The sequence below is a fragment of the Afifella aestuarii genome (assembly GCF_004023665.1).
Lineage (GTDB): Bacteria > Pseudomonadota > Alphaproteobacteria > Rhizobiales > Afifellaceae > Afifella > Afifella aestuarii.
On sequence record NZ_SAUF01000005.1, the window covers coordinates 463,767 to 479,275 of the forward strand.

Genomic DNA, 15,509 nt, shown 5'->3' on the forward strand with positions numbered 1-15,509 from the left:
CTTGGCACCGCATTTCATCCATCTCAATTGTCATTCAGCCTTTTCGCTGCTGGAGGGCGCGCTCCCGGTCGCAAAGCTCATCAAGCTCGCCAAGAGTGCGGGCATGCCCGCTGTGGGCGTGACCGATTCGGCCAATCTTTTCGGCGCGCTCGAATTCTCTCAAAAAGCCTCCGGCGCGGGGATCCAGCCGCTCATCGGCTGCAAATTGCCCGTGGCGTTGTCGGAGAACGTGGAGCGCCGCGCCGAACCGCACTTCCGGGCCGCCGGGCGTGAACATCTCTTCCTGCTCTGCGCCAACGAAACTGGCTGGCAGAACCTCGTTCATCTCGTCACCGCCTATTATCTCGGGGAAGAGTCCGCCGGGCTGCCGCTGACGGCGCCGCTCTTGCAGGCGTATGGCGACGGGCTTCTGGCGATGACGGGTGGCCATGATGGCGTGCTTTATCCCTCGATCTTCGCCAATCGCCCGGAGGATGCCGCCGGGCGGCTGACGGCGCTTCAGACGATTTTCCAGGACCGACTTTACGTAGCGATCGAGCGCCATGGATTGCAGATCGAGACAGCTGCCGAAGCGGGTGTTCTGGACCTTGCCTATGCGCGCGACGTGCCGATCGTTGCGACGAATGAACCGTTCTTCGCCAGCGAGGACGATTACGAATCGCATGATGCACTGCTGGCGGTCGCGGAAGGCCGCGTCGTCTCCGAAGACGATCGCCGGCAACTCACCCGCCAGCACGGCTTCTTGTCGGCCGAGGCGATGGCCGAGAAATTCACCGATCTGCCCGAGGCGATAGAAAACACCGTCGAAATCGCCGTGCGCTGCCAGATGCGGCCGAAGACGCGCCGTCCGATCTTGCCGCGTTTCGTCGGCGGGGCGGCTGCCGATGCCGAGACGGCGGAGGCGCACGAGGCGGCCGAGCTGCGCGAGCAGGCCGAAGCGGGCCTGAAGGCGCGTCTCGCGAAGCATGGCTGCGCGCCGGGCCTCAGCCTCGAAGACTACGAGAAACGTTTGAGTTTCGAGCTCGGCATCATCGAGAAGATGAAGTTCCCGGGCTACTTCCTGATCGTTTCCGACTTCATCAAATGGGCGAAGGAACACGGCATTCCGGTCGGGCCGGGCCGTGGTTCGGGCGCTGGTTCCGTGGTCGCCTGGTCGCTGACGATTACCGACCTCGATCCCTTGCGGTTCAATCTCCTCTTCGAGCGCTTCCTCAATCCGGAGCGTGTGTCGATGCCGGACTTCGACGTCGATTTCTGTCAGGAGCGGCGCGACGAGGTTATCACCTATGTCCAGGAGCGCTACGGCAAGGCGCAGGTGGCCCAGATCATCACCTTCGGAACGCTGCAGGCGCGCGCTGCCCTGCGCGATGTCGGCCGTGTGCTTGAAATGCCGTACGGCCAGGTCGACCGGCTCTGCAAACTGGTGCCGGCCGATCCGTCAAACCCGGTCACTCTGGCCCAGGCCGTCGCCGACGAACCGCGCTTTCAGGAAGAGATTGAGCGCGAGCCGGTGGTCGGTCGTCTGATCGACATCGCCACGCGGCTTGAAGGGCTTTATCGCCACGCCTCGACGCATGCCGCAGGTATCGTGATTGGTGACCGCCGGCTCGAGGAGCTGGTCCCGCTTTACCGCGACCCGCGCTCCAACCTGCCCGTCACCCAGTTCAACATGAAATGGGTGGAACAGGCCGGTCTCGTCAAATTCGACTTCCTCGGCCTCAAGACGCTGACTGTGCTCGACAAGGCGGTGCGTCTCCTGCGCAAACGCAAGATCGATTGCGACCTCGCGGCTTTGCCCCTCGACGATCCGACGACTTTCGCCATGCTCGCCCGCGGCGAAACGGTTGGCGTGTTCCAGCTGGAAAGTCAGGGCATGCGCCGCGCGCTTGTCGGTATGCGCGCCGACCGTTTCGAGGACATCATCGCTCTCGTCGCGCTCTACCGGCCGGGACCGATGGACAACATCCCGACCTACAACCGGCGCAAACACGGCGAGGAAGAGCCGGATTACCTCCTGCCCGAACTCGAGCCGACGCTGAAGGAGACCTACGGCGTCATCATCTACCAGGAGCAGGTGATGCAGATCGCCCAGCTCCTGTCGGGCTATTCACTCGGTGAAGCCGATCTTCTTCGTCGCGCGATGGGCAAGAAGATCAAGGCGGAGATGGACGCCCAGCGCGAGCGCTTCGTGGAAGGCGCCAAGGCGCATGGCGTGAAGGCCGCCGATGCTGCGATGGTCTTCGACCTCGTGGCGAAATTCGCAAGCTACGGCTTCAACAAATCCCACGCCGCAGCCTATGCCCTCGTTGCCTATCAGACGGCCTATCTGAAGGCCAATCATCCCGCAGAATTCCTGGCGGCGTCGATGACGCTCGACATGGGCAACACCGACAAGCTCAACGAATTCCGGCTGGAAGCGAAGCGCCTCGACATCCAGGTGCTTCCGCCCGACATCAACCGCCCACGTACGTTCTTCGACGTGGAGGAGGGCGCCATCATCTATGCTCTGTCGGCCTTGAAAGGCGTCGGCCAGCATGCGGTCGAGCATATCGTCGAAGCCCGACGCGACGGGCCTTTCGCCGATCTCGCCGACTTCGTCGCGCGCACGGATCCGAGAGTGATCGGTCGACGCGCGATGGAATGCCTGGTCCAGGCGGGAGCATTCGATTCGCTCGGCCTCGATCGCGCGACCGTCTTTGCCAATGTCGGGCGGCTTCTGCGGTCGGGGACCGAGCATCATGCGCGCCAGGAGGCGGGCGTGGTCGATCTCTTTGCTGCGCCGACCGATGCGCCCGAACTCAACCTTCTGCCGGCCGACCCTTGGATGCAGTCGGAAAAGCTCATGCGCGAGCTTGCCGCTGTCGGAGCCTATCTGTCCGGGCATCCGCTCGATGCCTACTCCGACATCGTCAGAAAGAAGGGGGGCAGTTCATGGAAGGATTTTGCCGACAAGGTGAGGCGGCTCGGCGCGGAGGCCGGCCTCGTCGCCTCGACTGTCGTGCGCAAACAGGAAAAGCGGACGCGCTCCGGCGGGCGCATCGGCATTCTGACCCTGTCTGATCCCTCGGGACAGTTCGAGGCGGTGCTATATCAAGAGCAGCTTTTCGAATGGCGCGACAAGCTCGAGCCAGGCCGCTCTTATCTCTTCCGCCTGACCGCAGAAATGGAAGACGAGACGGACGATCTCAGGGTCCGCATTGTCGGCGTGGAGCCGCTTGAGGAGATGGCCGCACAGCTCAGCATGGCGCTGACGGTTTATTTGAACGACAGCGATCCCGTCGAACGTCTGGCAAGCCGGTTGAATGGGCCTGGCCAGTCACAGGTGTCACTGGTGCTGCTTCGGCGGGACGAAAATCGGGAAATCGAGATCCGATTGCCCGGGCGCTATCAGGTCACACCGCAAGTCGCGAGCGCAATCAAGGCAGTACCCGGTGTCGTTCACGTTGACCTTCAATGACGTGAGAGCGTGCAGGAGAGGGCGGCGCGTCCTCTCCTGACCGCACGAGGTGCGGTTTTAGACGTTTTGTTCGCAATCGCGCGACGCTGCTGGACCCTCTTCAACTTGCGAAGCGCGTCTCGCATGCCCATTTGGGCGTTGCAAAAAAGCCGCCCGCCCCTTATAGGGCCGGCCATCACACACGCAGGGTATTTGCTTTAGAGGCATCCGGTGGCGGTCTGCCGTCCGTCCCTGCGGAGGTACAACCGGAGACGAAAAATGGCGCTTCCTGATATTTCTATGCGCCAGCTGCTCGAGGCTGGCGTTCATTTCGGTCATCAATCTCACCGCTGGAACCCGAAGATGGCTCCGTACATCTTTGGTGAGCGGAACAATATCCACATCATCGATCTCGCCCAGACGGTGCCGATGTTCTATCGCGCTCTGCAGGCCGTGAGCGATGTGGTCGCGCAGGGCGGTCGCGTGTTGTTCGTCGGCACGAAGCGGCAGGCGTCTGAGGTCGTGGCCGATTCGGCACGCCGGTGCGCCCAGTATTACGTCAACTCCCGTTGGCTCGGCGGCATGCTTACCAACTGGAAGACGATCTCCAATTCCATTCAGCGGCTGAAGACGCTGGAAGGGATGCTCGAGGAAGGCGTCCAGGGCCTTACCAAGAAAGAGCGTCTGTCTCTGACGCGCGAACGCGACAAGCTTGAGCGCGCGCTTGGCGGCATCAAGGACATGGGCGGTATTCCGGATCTCCTCTTCGTCATCGATACGAACAAGGAATCGATCGCCGTCGCTGAGGCACGCCGGCTCAACATTCCGGTCGCCGCAGTCGTCGACAGCAACAGCGACCCCCAAGGCATTTCCTACCCGATCCCGGGCAACGACGACGCGGGTCGCGCGCTCGCCCTTTACTGCGATCTCGTCACACGGGCAGTCCTCGACGGCATTTCGCGCGGCCAGGGCGACATGGGCGTCGACATCGGCGCCTCTGAAGAGGTGAACGAGGCTGCGCTGGAAGATGCCAGCTTCGGCGGTGAAGTGCCGGAGGCCGGACCGGTGACCGAGGAAAGCGCCGCCAACCGTGATGTGCTCGTCGCGGCGGAAGCCGAGGCCGCCAATCCGGATCCCGAATCGAACGTGCAGACAGACAAGGCGCCGCCGTCGCCGGGCAAGGCCGGTGAAGTCGAGCCGCTGTTTGCGCGCCCTGAGGGCGACGCGGACGATCTGAAGAAGATCAATGGCGTCGGCCCGGTTTTGGAGCAGAAGCTGAATCAGCTCGGAATCACCCGCTACGCGCAGATCGCCGGTCTCGATCAGGCGGACACGGAGCGTCTCGACGCTGCGCTCGGATCCGCCGGCCGCGTTGAGCGCGAGGACTGGATCGCGCAGGCGACAGCGCTGGTGAAAGAACAGGAAGCCGCGGCCTAAGGCTGCGCACACGCAAGAGAGGACATGATCGATGGCTGTAACGGCCCAGATGGTCAAGGAGCTGCGCGACAAGACCGGCGCCGGCATGATGGACTGCAAGACCGCGTTGCAGGAGGCGGATGGCGACATGGATGCCGCCGTCGACTGGCTGCGCGCAAAAGGTCTGGCGAAGGCTGCGAAGAAGGCAGGCCGCGTCGCCGCTGAAGGTCTCATCGGTATCGCCGAGGCGGACGGTAAGGCCGCCATCGTCGAGGTGAACTCCGAGACCGATTTCGTTGCCCGCAACGATCAATTTCAGGCGCTCGTGTTGAAGGTCGCGGAAGCGGCCCTCTCCACCGACGGCTCTGTCGCCGCAGTCAAGGCAGCCGATATGGCAGGTGCCGGAAAGAGCGTCGAAGGCGCTCTGACGGACGCCGTCGCCACGATCGGCGAAAACATGGTGCTGCGTCGCTCGGCGGTCCTTGAGGCTAATCCGGGTGTCGTTGCCACCTACGTGCACGCAGCCTCCGCGCCGGGCCTTGGCAAGATCGGTGTCCTGGTCGCGCTGCAGTCGAACGGCGACAAGGAAAAACTTGCCGCTCTCGGCCGCCAGATTGCGATGCATATCGCGGCTGCTAGCCCGCTTTCCGTCGATGTCGATGGGCTTGATGCGGACGTGGTTGCGCGTGAGCGCGCGGTTTTCGCTGAGCAGGCACGCGAATCCGGCAAGCCGGCCAACATCATCGAGAAGATGGTCGATGGCCGGATGCGCAAGTTCTACGAGGAATCGGTGCTTTTGAAGCAGGCTTTCGTTATCGACCCGGACAAGTCGGTCGAGCAGGCAATTGCCGATGCCGAGAAAGACGCCGGCGCTGCGATTGCTCTGACCAACTTCGTTTGCTTCCGCCTGGGTGAGGGCGTGGAGCGCGAAGAAGAAGACTTCGCCGCCGAAGTTGCCGCTGCTGCCGGCAGCCGCTGAATAGACCCGCGCACTCTTCGCGCGGAGCAAAGAGACAGGGGCGCGAACGTGTCGGGCCGCAAACCGAGTAAGGAATGCAGGCATTTATGAGCGAACGTCCGCGCCCCAAAAGAATTCTTCTGAAGCTTTCCGGCGAAGCCCTGATGGGCAATCAGCCCTTCGGCATCGACGACAATGTCGTCCGCGCCTTCGCAACGGAAATCGTTGCCGTCCACAACGCTGGCACTGAGCTTGCGATCGTCATCGGCGGCGGCAACATCTTCCGCGGAGTGGCCATCGCCGCAGGCGGCGGAGACCGCGTCACGGGCGACCATATGGGCATGCTCGCGACGGTGATGAATGCGCTCGCCGTCGAAGCGGCGATTGAGCGCTTGGGTGTGTCAGCCCGCGCCATGTCGGCGATCGAAATGCCTTCCGTCTGCGAGACCTACGTGCATCGGCGTGCCGCGTGGCACATGGACGAGCGGCGCGTGGTCGTGCTTGCGGGCGGCACAGGCAATCCGTTCTTTACGACGGATTCCGGTGCGGCGCTGAGAGCACTTGAACTGGAGTGCGATGCGCTTCTCAAGGGAACCCAGGTCGACGGTGTCTATTCGGCTGATCCGCGTCTGGATCCGACCGCGACCCTCTACGAGACGGTCAGCTATCAAGAGGTCATCGCCAAGGATCTCCAGATCATGGATACGGCAGCTTTCTCGCTTGCTCGCGACAATAGCTTGCCGATAATCGTATTCAACATTCACCAGCCGGGGGCGCTCGCCCGCATCGTCGCTGGGGAGGCCGTCGGAACCCTCATTTCCGGCGACCGCAAAAACGAAATCCGGGGAAAACCATGAGTGAAGGCGTCGATTTCAAGGACATCAAACGACGGATGGACGGAGCCGTCTCCGTGTTGCGCACCGAGCTTGCGGGTCTGCGCACCGGCCGGGCATCTCCGAACCTTCTCGATCCGATCACTGTGAGTGCTTACGGCTCGCAGATGCCGATTTCGCAGGTCGGCACGGTGAGCGTTCCTGAATCGCGCATGCTTTCGGTGCAGGTGTGGGACCAGTCGCTCGTCGGCGCAGTCGACAGAGCGATCCGGGATTCCAACCTTGGCCTCAACCCGATCATGGAAGGCACTCTTCTGCGAATCCCCATCCCCGAGCTCAACGCGGAGCGTCGGCAGGAGATGGTGAAGGTTGCTCACAAATATGCCGAGAACGCGCGCGTATCCGTCCGCCATGTCCGCCGTGACGGCATGGAGGTGCTGAAGAAGTCCGAAAAGGACGGCGAGATCAGCCAGGACGAGAGCAGGGGCCAGTCTGACCGTATTCAGTCCCTTACGGACGAGCATATTGCCGCAATTGACGACATGCTCGGCCATAAGGAAAAGGAGATTATGCAGGTCTAAAGACGGTTGCGCCTTCGCGCTGGCCACCGGACCTCTGGTTGCGTTAGCCTCTCGCGATAGCACTCGTTCAGCCGGTAGGGGCACTGGCTTTACGTTTTCCGCTTATGATTGGCGCAACTGGAGCGCGAGCACGCAGGCGGCAGAGAGGCATGGGGACACTAGCGCAGATCGATCCGGCGCAGCGCGCGCGGTCTGGCGGGGAAATTCCCGCGCACGTAGCCATTATAATGGATGGCAACGGCCGTTGGGCGAGTGCTCGTGGTCTGCCTCGGATCGAGGGGCATCGCCGAGGGGTCGAGTCCGTTCGCCGGACAGTGCGCCACGCGGGTGATCGCGGCGTGCGGGTCCTGACTCTCTTCACTTTTTCCTCCGAAAACTGGTCGCGGCCGCGCAGCGAGATCAACGACCTTTTCAATCTTCTGCGCTTCTTCATCCGCAACGATCTCGCCGAGTTGAAGAAGAACGGCGTTCGCATCCGCGTCATCGGGCGCCGCGAAGGCCTGCCGAAGGATATTGCCGCTCTCGTCGAGAAGGCTGAGATGGAGACGCGAGGCAATGACGGTCTCGTGCTGCAGGTCGCCTTCAATTATGGCGGCCGCGACGAGCTGGTGCGCGCCATGCGGCGGATCGGCGAGAAAATGGTTCGTGGCGAGATCGACCCGGCCGACTTCTCTGAACGCGTCTTTGCCGAGCATCTCGATACGGCCGGCATCTCTGATCCGGATCTTCTGATCCGCACATCCGGTGAAGCGCGCATCAGCAACTTTCTTCTCTGGCAGCTCGCTTACACGGAATTCGTCTTTCTCCCGGTCTACTGGCCGGATTTCGACGAGAACGAATTCGACGCTGCAATCGCCGAGTTTCACAGTCGCGATCGCCGTTTTGGAGGGCTGACAGGTGTCTGAGGGCAGGGGCATTTTTTCATTCGACAAGAGCGATCTTCCGACGCGCGTGGTCTCCGCGGCGATCCTGCTGCCGCTCGCGATCCTGCCGACATGGTTCGGCGGCACTGCCTTTCTTCTTCTCGTTCTCGTTCTGGCGCTCCTCGTTTTCTACGAATGGACGCGCATGAGCGAATGTGAGCAGCCTCAGGCTTGGCGGATCGGTGAGGGGCTGCTTCTGGCCTTCGCGCTTCTCGTGACCTTCGGTGGCTTGCCGGGGGGTGGGATCCTGCTTCTGTTGCTGCCGCTCGTGGCGGTCCCGCTCGTCGCCTCGGGGACGGTTCTGTTCGATCAAGGCGTGGCGAGCGGCCAAAGCGCCGGTGCGCGCGATCGGCGGCCGCTTTGGCTCGCGCTTGGCGTTCTCTATGCCGGCGTTCCGAGCGTGGCCCTCTTGGCTCTGCGCGCTGATGCCGAGACGGGCCGCCTCGTGCTCTTCTTCTTACTGTTCGTCGTCTGGGTCACGGATATCGCGGCTTATTTTGGTGGGCGCGCTATCGGGGGGAAGAAACTCTGGCCGCGCGTCTCTCCGTCGAAAACCTGGTCGGGCGCTGCGACCGGCGCGGCCGGCGCGCTCGTCGTGGGTATTTTGTTCGCGGTTTTCACCGAATCTCGATGGGCGTCCGCGATCGGCGCCGCATTGATCCTGTCGGTCGCGGCGCAGCTTGGAGACCTCGGGGAATCGGCGATGAAACGTCGGTTCGGCGCCAAGGATTCCGGCCGTCTTATCCCGGGGCACGGTGGTCTGATGGACCGGATCGATGGGCTTTATGCGGCGGCCGTCGTCGCCGTCCTGCTGGCGCTCAGTGGTTTCGCCGCCCCCATTCCAGATTGGACACAGTAAAATGGCACGTATCGTCACCATTCTCGGCGCCACAGGTTCCATCGGAAAGAGCACTGTGGACCTCATGGAGCGCGATCTCGCGCGCGAGGGCGGCCCGGCGTTCAAGGTGCGTGCGGTGACCGCGGGGACGAAGGTCGATGAGCTTGCGGATGTCGCCCGTCGCGTCAAAGCCGAAAGCGCCGTCATCCGCGACAAGAGCCGTTATGGCCGCTTGAAAGAAGCGCTGGACGGGACCGGAATCAGGGTGTCGGCCGGTGACGACGCCGTCTGCGAGGCGGCGGCCGAGCCTGCCGATCGGGTTCTGTCCGCGATTGTCGGTGCGGCTGGTGTTGCGCCCACGGCGGCGGCGATTCGCGCTGGCAACGACATTGCCCTAGCCAACAAGGAATGCCTCATCTGCGCTGGCTCGTCGTTCATGGCGCTGGCGCGCGAAAAGGGTGTGCGCATCCTGCCGGTCGATTCGGAACACAACGCCATTTTTCAGTTGCTGGTCGACGTCGATCCGGCGTCGGTCGATCGGCTCGTCCTGACCGCTTCGGGCGGGCCGTTCCGCGCCAAGACCGCCGACGAGCTCGCCAAGGTGACCGTCGATGAAGCTCTGCATCATCCGACGTGGTCGATGGGGCCGAAAATTACTGTCGATTCGGCAACCTTGATGAACAAGGGGCTGGAATTGATCGAGGCGCGGCATCTCTTCGGCTTCCCGCCGGAGCAGCTCGGCGTTCTCATTCATCCGCAATCGAAGGTTCATGCCTTCGTCGTCTTCCGAGACGGTTCGTGGCATGGTGAGCTTGGCGCGCCGGACATGCGCCGCCCAATCGACTACTGTCTCAATTGGCCGGAGAGGGCAGAGCGGGCGACAAGCCATCTCGATCTCGCCGAGGTCGGGACGCTCTCCTTTGAAAAGCCCGATTCGGAGCGCTTTCCCGCACTGAGGATCGCCCGCGAGGCCATGGTCGCAGGCCGCGGCGCGCCCACTGTGTTGAATGCGGCCAACGAAATTGCCGTTGCGGCCTTTCTCGATCGGCGCATTGGGTTCATGACGATCCCGCAGCTTGTTGAGCGCGTGCTGGAAGAGGCCGACAAGGCCGGGCTGATGCACGAGCCGGAGACGGTCGAGGCGGCGCTTGTTCTTGATGGCCAGGCGCGCGATCTCGCGGCCGGGCGTCTGCTGGCGGCCTGAGCCCGCAACGAACGGCGAGTCAGACGAGGCGAATGCCGATCAACGACACGGATAAGGAGGAAGCACACACATGCTAGAAACCCTGAGTTCGGCTGGTGAGGTCGCTTTCTTCTACGTCGTGCCGGCGCTCGTCGTGCTGATGGTTGTCGTGTTCATCCATGAGCTCGGGCATTTTCTCGTCGCGCGCTGGTGCGGGGTAGAAATCTCCACGTTCTCCATCGGCTTCGGGCGCGAGCTTTTCGGTTTCGATGATCGACACGGCACGCGCTGGCGGGTGAGCGCGATTCCCTTGGGCGGCTATGTGAAGTTCGTCGGCGACGAGAATGACGCGAGCTTCCCGGATCCTGAGGTTTTGGCGGCGACGACGCCGGAAGAACGCGCGGGCCTCTTCCATTTCAAGCCGGTCTGGCAACGGGCGGCCGTCGTGTTTGCCGGACCATTTGCGAATTTCATTCTCGCCGTCGTTCTCTTTGCGGCCGTTTTCGGCACGATCGGCAAGCCGGTGACGACGCCTCTGGTGGAGATCGTCAACCCGGGCAGCGCCGCGGAAGAGGCAGGCTTCGAGCCCGGCGACACGATTGTCGCGATTGACGGAAGTCATGTTGAGACATTCACGGACGTTCAGCGCGTTGTCGCGCTCGCCTCCGGCGAGACGCTTCATTTCACGGTCGAGCGCGACGGGCGTGAGATCGAACTGACCGCGACCCCGCAGCGTCAGGAAATTCCTGACGGGCTCGGTGGCACGCAACGCATCGGCGTCTTGGGCGTCTCGCGGGCGGCCGATGTGAAGCTGGAGCGCTTCGGCCCGATCGGCGCCATAGGGGAGGGGATGCGGGAAACCTATGTCGTGGTCGAGCGCACGCTGACCTATGTCGGCCGCATCTTTAGAGGCCGGGAGAACGCCGACCAGCTGAGCGGTCCGCTGCGCGTGGCGCAGGTCTCTGGCGTGGTGGCCGAATCGGGCGGCATCCCGGGGCTCGTTCATCTCGCCGCGATTCTCTCCGTTTCGATCGGTCTCTTGAACCTTTTCCCTGTTCCGATGCTCGATGGTGGGCATCTCGTGTTCTACCTGATCGAGGCGATACGCGGCCGGCCGCTCGGGCCACGAGCCCAGGAGATGGGTTTTCGCATCGGCTTCGCGCTCGTCATCATGCTTTTCGTCTTCGTCACCTTTAACGATATCGTAAGGATGACGGGGATTTGAGTGCCGTTGCCGAATGGCCACTTGACCATCAAAAACGGCCGTATCGCTTGGGTTGCCAGTTGCTTCGCGCCGGTATCCCTGCGATACGAACGGCACAATCCGCGGCCCTTCACGCGTATCTGGGCGGCTCCGCAGACAAGAGACCGGGCAAAACGGCACATGAAACATAGATCCTTAGCGGGCTTCATCCGCGGCGCAGTTTTTGCCGCACTGACGATCATGGCGACAGGGCTTGTCTCCGGTCCCGGCTTCGTCTCACAGGCTGAAGCTGCTGTCGTCAGCTCTGTTGCAGTGAATGGAAATCAGCGTGTCGATGCTGACACCATTCGCGCCTACCTTCTCGTTAAGCCAGGTCGCAGCTTCTCGGCGGAAGACGTCGACGAATCGCTGAAGGCGCTGTTCGAGACGGGGCTGTTCTCCGATGTTCAGATAAATCAGCGCGGCAGCACCCTGGTGGTGAGCGTTGAAGAGAATCCGATCATCAACCGCATCAATTTCGAGGGTAACAAGAAGTTCAAGGACGACCAGCTGAAGGGCGTCGTGAGCTCCCAGCCGCGCGGTGTGTTCACGCGCGCCAAGGTGCAGAACGATGTTCAGCGCATCCTCGAGCTCTATCGCCGGTCTGGTCGTTTCCAGGGCTCCGTGACGCCGAAGGTCATCGACCTGCCGGAGAATCGCGTCAACCTCGTCTATGAGGTTTCGGAAGGCCCGAAGACGGGCGTGTCCCGCATCACCTTCATCGGCAATCAGCATTACAGCGACGGGCGTTTGCGCAACGTCGTTCAGACGCGCGAGAGCGGTCTTCTCAGCTTCCTGCGCTCTGGCGACACGTATGATCCTGATCGTCTGTCTTCGGATGAGGAGCGGCTGCGCCGCTTCTACCTCAACCGTGGCTTCGCCGATTATCAGCTCGTCTCGTCCGTCGCCGATCTCGACCGCGAGCGGAATGCTTTCTTCGTGACCTTCACGATGGATGAAGGCCCGGAATACCGGTTTGGCCAGATCCAGGTCGACAGCATCATCCCGGGTATCGATCCGCAGTCCCTTATGCGTCTGGTTTCCACCGACGAGGGCGACGTCTATTCGAGCGAGAAGGTCGAGAAGTCGATGGAGGCGATCACCATCGAACTCGCCAGCTCGGGCTATGCGTTTGCCCAGGTGCGGCCGCGTGTCGATCGCGATCCGGTCAACCATACGATCGGCATCACCTATATCGTCGACGAAGGGCCCCGCGCTTATATCGAGCGCATTGAGGTCTCTGGTAACGACCGCACGCGGGATTACGTCATCCGCCGCGAGTTCGATATCTCCGAGGGCGATGCTTACAACCGCGTCCTTATCGATCGGGCCGAGCGCCGTCTGCGGAACCTTAATTACTTCGACAAGGTGACTGTCGGTGCGCAGCCGGGCAGCGCACCTGACCGGGTCATCGTGACGGTCGAGGTCCAGGAAAAGGCCACCGGTGAGCTCTCCTTTGGTGCCGGCTATTCCACAAGTGACGGCATCCTGGGCGACGTCTCGCTGACCGAGCGTAACTTCTTGGGTCGCGGCTATTTCGTCCGCGCTGCGGTCGGCGCCGGTGAATCCTCCAATACCTACGAGTTCGCGTTTACCGATCCGTACTTCCTCGGGCGTCGTGTCTCCGCTGGCTTCAACGTCTATCGCAAGGACTACGAGGACAACGATTACCGCTCGTACGATTACACGACGACGGGTGGCGGTATCACTTTCGGCTTCCCGATCACCGAGGACTTCACTGTTCAGCTCGGCTATAAGATCGAGCAGCAGGAGATCGATGTTCCGAACTTCGATATCGACACGGATCCTATTTCGGAGTGCTCGAGCTCCTCGAAGGCCGTGTGTTTGGCCGAGGGCGACACGCTGGTGTCTTCCGCGGTGTGGAGCATGATATATGACACGCTCGACAACCGCCTCGATCCGCGTGACGGCGTGTATGGCAAGCTGACCCAGGAAATCGCGGGTGTCGGCGGTGATGTGAGCTTCGTTCGTACGACCGCTTCTGCCTCGCTCTATCGCGAGCTTCTGGTCGACCAGGAAGTCATCGGTATGCTCCGCATTCAGGGTGGCAACATCACGGGCCTTGGCGAGGATGTGCGGTTGCTCGACGCCTTTTATAAGGGCGGCGAGACCATTCGCGGCTTCGAATCCTCCGGCATCGGTCCTCGCGATATCGCCTCTGATGATCACGATGCTCTCGGTGCGAAGTACTTTGCAGCGGCGACTGCTGAAGTCGTCTTCCCGTTCCCGGCTCTGCCGCGCGAACTCGGGCTGCGGGCGGCTCTCTTTGCCGACGCGGGTACCGCTTGGGACACCGACATCAGCGAAGCCGACGTTCCGGGTATCGATGTCGTCGATGAAAATGGCATCCGCTCATCGGTCGGCGCCTCGCTTCTGTGGGCCTCTCCGCTTGGTCCGATCCGCGCCGACTTCGCTTATGTGCTGAGCAAGGAAGACTACGACGAGACGCAGTTCTTCCGCATCGGCGGCGGCACCAAATTCTGATCCCAAGGCCGGCCTCGTGCCGGCCTAACCTTTTTTGACCATGACAGATCGCACGCGCTTCTTTCCGCCCTTCGGGCCGTTCCGCCTCGGTGATGTGGCAGAGCTCTCCGGCGCCACGCTTTTGCGTGGCGATTCGGAGTCAGAGATCACCGGTTTTGCACCAATCGAGATGGCCGGGACAGGGGATCTGACCTTCCTCGACAATCCGAAATATGTGCGCCATCTGGACGGGACGCATGCGACCGCCTGCCTCTGCGCGCCGCGCTATTCCAGCAAGGTGCCCGAAGGTGTCGCGGTCCTCGAAACCGGTGAGCCTTACCGCGCTTATGCGCGCATTCTGGCCGCCGCTTATCCCAAGGCGGTCGCGCCCAAAAATTTCGCCAGCACATCCGATGAGCCGCTTATTGCCGGCACCGTTCATCCCACTGCGCGTCTTGAAGAAGGCGTGCGGGTGGAAGTTGGTGCGGTTGTCGGCCCCAATGTCGAGGTCGGCAGTGGTACCGTCATCGGGGCGGGTTCCGTCCTTGCTCATGATGTGGCCATCGGGCGCGACTGCATCATCGGACCGAACGCGACCGTGCAGCATGCGCTTCTCGGAAATCGCGTGCGTCTCTATCCGGGCGTCCAGGTCGGCCAGGATGGCTTCGGTTTCGCCATGGGCGCCGGTGGCCATATGAAGGTCGCGCAGATCGGGCGTGTAATCATCCAGGATGACGTCGAGATCGGCGCCGCGACCACCATAGACCGTGGTGCGAACCGCGACACGGTGATCGGCGAAGGCACCAAGATCGATAATCAGGTTCAGATCGGCCACAATGTCGAAATCGGGCGGCACTGCGTCATTGTCGCCCAGGTCGGGATTTCCGGCTCTGCCCGGATCGGAGACTTTGTTGCGATCGGCGGAAAAACCGGCATAAACGGCCATGTCACGATCGGCGATGGGGCGCAGATCGCCTCCGTGAGCGTCGTCCATGGCGACGTTCCTCCGGGCGCGCGTTTCGGGGGTGTTCCTGCGCAACCGGTCAAGGACTGGTTCCGCGAGGTGACGATTCTGCGCCGCATCGCTCGGCGTGAATTGGGGCTGGACAAAGACTGACGGCGCCGGACAGAGGGTGCCGTAATCGGAGAAGATAATGAACGAGATGCCGACGCAGTTGGAGGCGACAGACATCCACGGGATTCTGCAGGCCTTGCCGCATCGCTACCCGTTTCTCATGGTCGATCGAATTCGCGACATTCGTGGCGATGAATCGGGTGTCGGCATCAAGAACGTGACGATGAACGAGCCGCATTTCCAGGGGCATTTCCCCGGATATCCGATCATGCCGGGCGTGCTCCTGATCGAAGGCATGGCGCAGACCGCGGCAGCCCTTTGCGTTCTCTCCTCAGAGACGAAGGCGCCGAAGCGCGTCTTCTTCATGACCATCGACAAAGCGAAGTTCCGCCACCCTGTCACGCCGGGCGACACGGTCGAGTATCACGTCAACAAGCTGAAGCGCCGCGGTACGATCTGGAAATACGCGGCCGTTGCGGAAGTGGCGGGCAAGAAGGTGGCCGAGGCGCAGGTGAGCGCCATGGTCCTCGACGAGTAGC

At 62.2% G+C, this 15,509-nt stretch carries 12 protein-coding genes; all 12 read left to right on the forward strand.

Annotated elements, in window-relative coordinates:
- Position 1 precedes the first annotated feature (1 nt).
- The 12 genes from dnaE (at position 2) to fabZ (ending at position 15,508) form a co-directional block, all read left to right on the forward strand.
- Positions 2-3,457 carry a DNA polymerase III subunit alpha gene (gene dnaE / locus EO094_RS16305; RefSeq protein WP_205649952.1) on the forward strand — a complete coding sequence of 1,152 codons (3,456 nt, stop codon included), beginning with the start codon at positions 2-4 and terminating at the stop codon, positions 3,455-3,457.
- A gap of 258 nt (positions 3,458-3,715) precedes the next feature.
- On the forward strand, positions 3,716-4,873 hold the full coding sequence (locus EO094_RS16310; protein WP_128293950.1) for a 30S ribosomal protein S2: 1,158 nt from the start codon (positions 3,716-3,718) through the stop codon (positions 4,871-4,873).
- A gap of 31 nt (positions 4,874-4,904) precedes the next feature.
- On the forward strand, positions 4,905-5,831 hold the full coding sequence (tsf, locus tag EO094_RS16315) for a translation elongation factor Ts (protein WP_092812584.1): 927 nt from the start codon (positions 4,905-4,907) through the stop codon (positions 5,829-5,831).
- A gap of 86 nt (positions 5,832-5,917) precedes the next feature.
- Positions 5,918-6,667: a UMP kinase gene (gene pyrH, locus EO094_RS16320; protein WP_128293951.1), complete on the forward strand. Its 750-nt coding sequence runs from the start codon at positions 5,918-5,920 to the stop codon at positions 6,665-6,667.
- On the forward strand, positions 6,664-7,224 hold the full coding sequence (gene frr, locus EO094_RS16325) for a ribosome recycling factor (protein ID WP_128293952.1): 561 nt from the start codon (positions 6,664-6,666) through the stop codon (positions 7,222-7,224). Before pyrH ends, frr begins: the two co-directional genes overlap by 4 nt.
- Positions 7,225-7,373: 149 nt before the next feature.
- A complete protein-coding gene (locus EO094_RS16330; RefSeq protein WP_128293953.1) occupies positions 7,374-8,129 on the forward strand; it encodes an isoprenyl transferase in 756 nt (251 codons plus the stop codon).
- Positions 8,122-9,006, forward strand: a complete 885-nt coding sequence (locus EO094_RS16335; RefSeq protein WP_128293954.1) for a phosphatidate cytidylyltransferase — start codon at positions 8,122-8,124, stop codon at positions 9,004-9,006. Before EO094_RS16330 ends, EO094_RS16335 begins: the two co-directional genes overlap by 8 nt.
- A 1-nt stretch (position 9,007) precedes the next feature.
- Positions 9,008-10,189, forward strand: a complete 1,182-nt coding sequence (dxr, locus tag EO094_RS16340; protein ID WP_246008570.1) for a 1-deoxy-D-xylulose-5-phosphate reductoisomerase — start codon at positions 9,008-9,010, stop codon at positions 10,187-10,189.
- A 70-nt stretch (positions 10,190-10,259) separates the two neighbouring features.
- Positions 10,260-11,393, forward strand: a complete 1,134-nt coding sequence (gene rseP, locus EO094_RS16345) for an RIP metalloprotease RseP (RefSeq protein ID WP_128293956.1) — start codon at positions 10,260-10,262, stop codon at positions 11,391-11,393.
- Positions 11,394-11,552: 159 nt separating this feature from the next.
- Positions 11,553-13,916: an outer membrane protein assembly factor BamA gene (gene bamA, locus EO094_RS16350; protein WP_128293957.1), complete on the forward strand. Its 2,364-nt coding sequence runs from the start codon at positions 11,553-11,555 to the stop codon at positions 13,914-13,916.
- Between the two features lie 40 nt (positions 13,917-13,956).
- Positions 13,957-15,012 (forward strand): UDP-3-O-(3-hydroxymyristoyl)glucosamine N-acyltransferase, encoded by a 1,056-nt coding sequence (lpxD, locus tag EO094_RS16355; RefSeq protein WP_128293958.1) that lies wholly within the window; start codon positions 13,957-13,959, stop codon positions 15,010-15,012.
- A 37-nt stretch (positions 15,013-15,049) separates the two neighbouring features.
- Positions 15,050-15,508 carry a 3-hydroxyacyl-ACP dehydratase FabZ gene (gene fabZ, locus EO094_RS16360; protein WP_128293959.1) on the forward strand — a complete coding sequence of 153 codons (459 nt, stop codon included), beginning with the start codon at positions 15,050-15,052 and terminating at the stop codon, positions 15,506-15,508.
- Position 15,509: the final 1 nt, after the last annotated feature.

Bases quoted from the DNA above. Each gene is read 5' to 3' on its own strand.
- rseP (WP_128293956.1), top strand. From the start codon at position 10,260: ATGCTAGAAACCCTGAGTTCGGCTGGTGAGGTCGCTTTCTTCTACGTC.
- pyrH (WP_128293951.1), top strand. From the start codon at position 5,918: ATGAGCGAACGTCCGCGCCCCAAAAGAATTCTTCTGAAGCTTTCCGGC.
- bamA (WP_128293957.1), top strand. From the start codon at position 11,553: ATGAAACATAGATCCTTAGCGGGCTTCATCCGCGGCGCAGTTTTTGCC.
- lpxD (WP_128293958.1), top strand. From the start codon at position 13,957: ATGACAGATCGCACGCGCTTCTTTCCGCCCTTCGGGCCGTTCCGCCTC.
- tsf (WP_092812584.1), top strand. From the start codon at position 4,905: ATGGCTGTAACGGCCCAGATGGTCAAGGAGCTGCGCGACAAGACCGGC.
- dxr (WP_246008570.1), top strand. From the start codon at position 9,008: ATGGCACGTATCGTCACCATTCTCGGCGCCACAGGTTCCATCGGAAAG.
- EO094_RS16310 (WP_128293950.1), top strand. From the start codon at position 3,716: ATGGCGCTTCCTGATATTTCTATGCGCCAGCTGCTCGAGGCTGGCGTT.
- EO094_RS16330 (WP_128293953.1), top strand. From the start codon at position 7,374: ATGGGGACACTAGCGCAGATCGATCCGGCGCAGCGCGCGCGGTCTGGC.
- frr (WP_128293952.1), top strand. From the start codon at position 6,664: ATGAGTGAAGGCGTCGATTTCAAGGACATCAAACGACGGATGGACGGA.
- fabZ (WP_128293959.1), top strand. From the start codon at position 15,050: ATGAACGAGATGCCGACGCAGTTGGAGGCGACAGACATCCACGGGATT.